Annotated in this window: 4 protein-coding genes; 2 read left to right on the plus strand and 2 right to left on the minus strand. The window is 72.1% G+C overall.

All coding sequences use genetic code 11. From position 1 onward, the window contains the following. Positions 1 to 210: 210 nt before the first annotated feature. Together AB0C69_RS38875 and AB0C69_RS38880 are read right to left on the minus strand one after the other, a co-directional pair. Positions 211 to 1,074 (minus strand): alpha/beta hydrolase, encoded by an 864-nt coding sequence (locus tag AB0C69_RS38875; RefSeq protein WP_360361104.1) that lies wholly within the window; start codon positions 1,072 to 1,074, stop codon positions 211 to 213. A 23-nt stretch (positions 1,075 to 1,097) separates the two neighbouring features. Next, the gene (locus AB0C69_RS38880) at positions 1,098 to 2,243 is read right to left on the minus strand and encodes an MFS transporter (protein WP_360361107.1); all 1,146 of its coding nucleotides are present in this window, start codon (positions 2,241 to 2,243) and stop codon (positions 1,098 to 1,100) included. Between the two features lie 111 nt (positions 2,244 to 2,354). On the opposite strand from AB0C69_RS38880, the gene AB0C69_RS38885 reads away from it, so the two are divergent. Both AB0C69_RS38885 and AB0C69_RS38890 read left to right on the plus strand, forming a co-directional pair. Further along, positions 2,355 to 2,873 (plus strand): CGNR zinc finger domain-containing protein, encoded by a 519-nt coding sequence (locus AB0C69_RS38885; RefSeq protein WP_360361110.1) that lies wholly within the window; start codon positions 2,355 to 2,357, stop codon positions 2,871 to 2,873. A 231-nt stretch (positions 2,874 to 3,104) separates the two neighbouring features. Then, a partial coding sequence (locus AB0C69_RS38890; RefSeq protein ID WP_360361113.1) for an MFS transporter occupies positions 3,105 to 4,238 on the plus strand: 1,134 nt, incomplete at its 3' end.

Genomic DNA, 4,238 nt, shown 5'->3' on the forward strand with positions numbered 1-4,238 from the left:
CGAGGTCGTCGAGCGCGTCGAGGCGCTGCTGGGCACGCCCCCGGCGAAGAACGCGGTCACCGGCCCGCTGCTGTTCATGGGCAACGGCGTCGTCAACATCTCCTAAGGCCTGCGAACGGAACGGGCCTGAACGGGGGCCGCCCCTCCCCTCCCAGGGGCGGCCCCCGCCAGAACCGGCGGATCAGTTGGCTCGGATCGTCGGCGCCCGCGTCAGCGCAGGGTGCGGCTGAGGAAGTCGCGGATGTGGGCGGCGATCTCGGGACCGTGGGTCTCCAGCGCGAAATGTCCGGCGTCGAGGATGTGGATCTCGGCGTCCGGCAGGTCCCGGGCGAAGGCGCGGGCGCCGTCGGGGCCGAAGATCTCATCGTTGCCGCCCCAGGTGACCAGGACCGGCGGGCGGTGGGTGCGGAAGTACTCCTGGAAGGCCGGGTAGCCGTCGAGGTTGAACTGGTAGTCCCAGAACAGCTGGAGTTGGATCTCCTTGTTGCCGGGACGGTCGAGGTAGGCCTGGTCGAGGGTCCAGGTGTCGGGGGACAGCCGGTCCGCCCGGTCGGCGGGCACGCCGTGCGTGTACTGCCACTTGGTGGCGTCCGGCTCCAGCAGTCCGCGGACGGCGGGTTCGTTGGGCGAGCGGTCCTTGGCGTGCGCGAACAGGACGTCCCAGAACGGGGTGAAGCCCTCCATGTAGGCGTTGCCGCTCTGGCTGATGATCGCGGTGACGCGTTCCGGGTTCCGGCTGGCGATGCGCAGGCCGATCGGTGCGCCATAGTCCTGGATGTAGAGGGCGAAGCGGTCCAGGCCCAGCTTCTCCAGCAACTCCAGAGTGATCTCCGTGAGCTTCTCGAAGCCGTAGTCGAACTCGTCGACCGCGGGCATCGCCGACTGGCCGAAGCCGATGTGGTCGGGCGCGATCAGGTGGTAGTCGCCGGCGAGGTCGCGGAGAAGGTCGCGGAACATCGCCGAGCTGGTGGGAAAGCCGTGCAGCAGCACCAGCGTGGGGTCGGCCGGGTCGCCGGCCTCCCGGTAGAAGACGTCCAGGCCCTGGATCTTGACGGTGTGGTGCCGGGTGGTCATCGCGTTGTGTCCTTTCGCGGTGTTCATCGGGATCGCGTGGCGGTCGCCACGGGTTCGCGGGCCGCGGGCGCGACCAGCGCCGCGGCGGTGAGGCTGAGCAGGACGCCGAGGGCGAAGGCGCCCCGGTAGCTGCCGGACAGGGCGTGGACGGCGGCGGCCAAGGCCAGCGCGGCACCGGCCGAGAGCTGGTGGATCAGCCATGCCGGGGCCAGCGCCCGGCCGAGCCGGGCCCGGTCGAGGCCGCGGGTCAGCAGCGTCATCGTCAGCGGGATCACGGTGAAGGAGGCCGTGCCGAAGAGCACCGCCACCGCGACGAGGACGGCCGGCTCGGTGGCGGTGGCCGCCAGCACCAGCGCCACGGCGCGGACCAGGTGCAGCGTGCGCAGCAGCGGCTCGGGGCCGAACCGGTGCAGCAGCCGGGCGGTGGCCAGTGAGGTGAGCCCCGCGGCGAGAGCGCTGAGGGTGATCAGCCGTCCCGCGTGCGCGGCCGACCAGCCCAGCTCGGTGGCGTACTTGGGCAGCAGCAGGACCAGCATGTACAGCGACGCCGAGTGCAGGGCGAAGGACGTCAGCACGCGGCCCCTGCCGCGCAGAGCGGCGGCGGCCGGTGCGGGAGCGTTCCCCCCGCGGTCATCCCGGGGCAGGATCGTCGCCAGCGCGGCGGTGACCACCAGGCCGGTGAGGCCGAGCGCCAGGTACGTCCCCCGTACACCGACCGGCTCCAGGAGCAGGGTCGCCGCCCAGGGGGCGAGCAGTTGGCCGACGTTGACGCCCACCGAGGCGCGGGCCAGGGACGGACCGGCCCGGTCACCGTACCGGTGGCCGATCAGCGTGGTGACGGCCAGGCTGGACGAGGCCGCGAAGCCCAGGCCGCCGAGGACCACGTAGGCGGCGACGAACTGCCAGGCCTGCTGGACGGCCGCCAAGGCCACGTAGCCGCTGGAGATCAGAGTCAGTCCGGTCAGCAGGACCAGCCTCGGTCCCACCCTGTCGAGCAGCACGCCCACCAAGGGCTGCGCCAGGCCGGTCAGCGCGATGGCGATCCCGGCCGCGATCGCCGGCGTCGCGGCGGACAGCCCGTAGGAGGCGGACGCCGGCGCGAAGAAGACACCCGCCGAGAAGTTCAGGCCGAACGACACCGCCTGCGCCGTCAGCGCCGCACCTGCCACGCGATCTCGCCGCATCCACTTCCCCTAACCATCTAAGTGCCCTGTAGCGGTTAGGAAGGTGTCATGAGACATCTAACTTGTCAAATGGCTATAGACGGTTAGAATGACGCCATGGCGCGCAGACCTCTGACCGGCGAACCGTTGCCTCTGGACCTGGTCAACACGCGATGGCCGGCCGACGGAGTGGTGCACGACGAACTGGCCGACCCCATCGGCCTTGCCGAGTGGCTCCAGGAACACGGCTTGGAGGTCGACGACCCCCAGCGCTGCGCAGAACCGCTGCGGGCAGCCCGGGCGGCCATCCGCCTGTCTCTGGACGAAGGAGCCGATGACCAGGTCAACACCGTCCTCGCGCACGGCAGGCTGCGGCTTCACCTCGAAGACGGGGCTCCGAGCGAGCGCCTGGAACTGGACTGTGAGGCGTGGCGGCCCGCCTGGCTGGCCGCGAGGGCCTACCTCGACCTGCTCAGGACGGCGCCCCCTGGACGACTGCGGCACTGCGAGGGAACCGGCTGCGTGTTGTGGTTCCTCGACACCTCACGCAGCGGCCGACGCCGCTGGTGCTCGATGAGCGGCTGCGGCAACCGGGCCAAGGTCAAGGCCCACTACCAGCGGATCCACCGACCCTGACCCCGCGCAGCGGACCGCGCGCGTGGCGCTCGACGCTGCACGCCTGGGTCGATGCGGGTGCCTTGCCATGCTGGAGCGCGTGTCGTTACGGTCGGTCCTAAGACTCCGCTTCACTTCGGAGAAGGACGTCTGCGGCGGTGGGGCTCGCCGTACCCGAACCGCGGTGCCGCTACGGGGCTCCGCCAACAGTCCCTACCTGGTGTCCTTCGTGCATGCCCGGTGGGAGAGCCCATGGCTGGCGACAGCGCTTCCGAGCACCCCGATTCGGGGACCGGAGCCGAGCCGACCACTCCTGGATGGGCTCCGGCGCTGTCGCCGTGGCGGTTCGTCGTGGTCTTCGGTGTGGTCAGTCTCCTGGCGGACGTCGTCTACGAGGGGGCTCGATCGATCACCGGTCCGTTCCTGGGGTCGCTCGGCGCCGGCGCCGTCCTGGTGGGGGTGGTGACGGGTGCCGGCGAGGCGGCGGGCCTGGTTCTCCGGCTGGTGAGCGGCCCGGCGGCGGAACGGTCGGGCCGGTACTGGGCCTGGACGATCGCCGGGTACGGCCTGACGGTCGTGGCGGTGCCCGCGCTGGCGCTGCCGGTCGGGCTGGCCGGGGCGTGCGCGCTCGTGGTCGCCGAACGGGTGGGCAAGGCGACGCGCAGCCCGGCCAAGGACACGCTGCTCTCCCATGCCGGCAGCCCGATGGGCCGCGGGACGGCGTTCGCGGTGCACGAAGCGCTGGACCAAGCAGGCGCGTTCGCGGGACCGCTGCTGGTCGCCGGGGCCGTCGCCCTGCACGGGTACCCCCTCGGCTTCGGGATCCTGGCGGTGCCCGGCCTCGCGGTCCTGGTCGTTCTCGTCTGGCTCGCCCGCCGCGTCCCCGACCCGCAGGTCTATGAGGAAGGTGTGGGACGCGTGCCCGCACCGGCTCCGGCGACGGGCTCCGCGGCGCTGCGGGGCGTCTCGCCGCTGGCGGGACTGGGCCAGGTCTTCTGGCGCTACGCGGTGTTCTCGGCGGTCACGATGGCGGGCTTCGCCACGTTCGGGCTCATCGGGTTCCACCTGGTGCAGGCACACCTGGTGAGTCCGCAGGCGGTGCCGTTGGTGTACGCCGGGGCGATGGCGACCGACGCGGTGGCGGCGCTGGCGACGGGCCGGTTGTTCGACCGGTGGGGCCTGCGCGTCCTGGTGGCGTTGCCGGTGCTGGCCGGTGCCGGCACCGCGCTGGCGTTCGCCGGTTCGCTGCTCCCGGTGCTGGCAGGCGCGGCGCTGTGGGGCGCGGCGATGGGAGTACAGGAATCGACGATGCGGGCGGCGGTCGCCGATCTCGTCCCGGCCGCGCGCCGCCCGACCGCCTACGGAGCCTTCGCCGCGGTCTACGGC

The organism is Actinomadura sp. NPDC048032 (genome assembly GCF_040653175.1).
In the GTDB taxonomy this organism is placed as follows: Bacteria; Actinomycetota; Actinomycetes; order Streptosporangiales; family Streptosporangiaceae; genus Spirillospora; species Spirillospora verrucosospora.

Excerpts from the sequence above, each read along its gene's own strand:
- AB0C69_RS38885 (WP_360361110.1), top strand. The coding sequence starts at position 2,355 with ATGGCGCGCAGACCTCTGACCGGCGAACCGTTGCCTCTGGACCTGGTC.
- AB0C69_RS38875 (WP_360361104.1), bottom strand. The coding sequence starts at position 1,074 with ATGACCACCCGGCACCACACCGTCAAGATCCAGGGCCTGGACGTCTTC.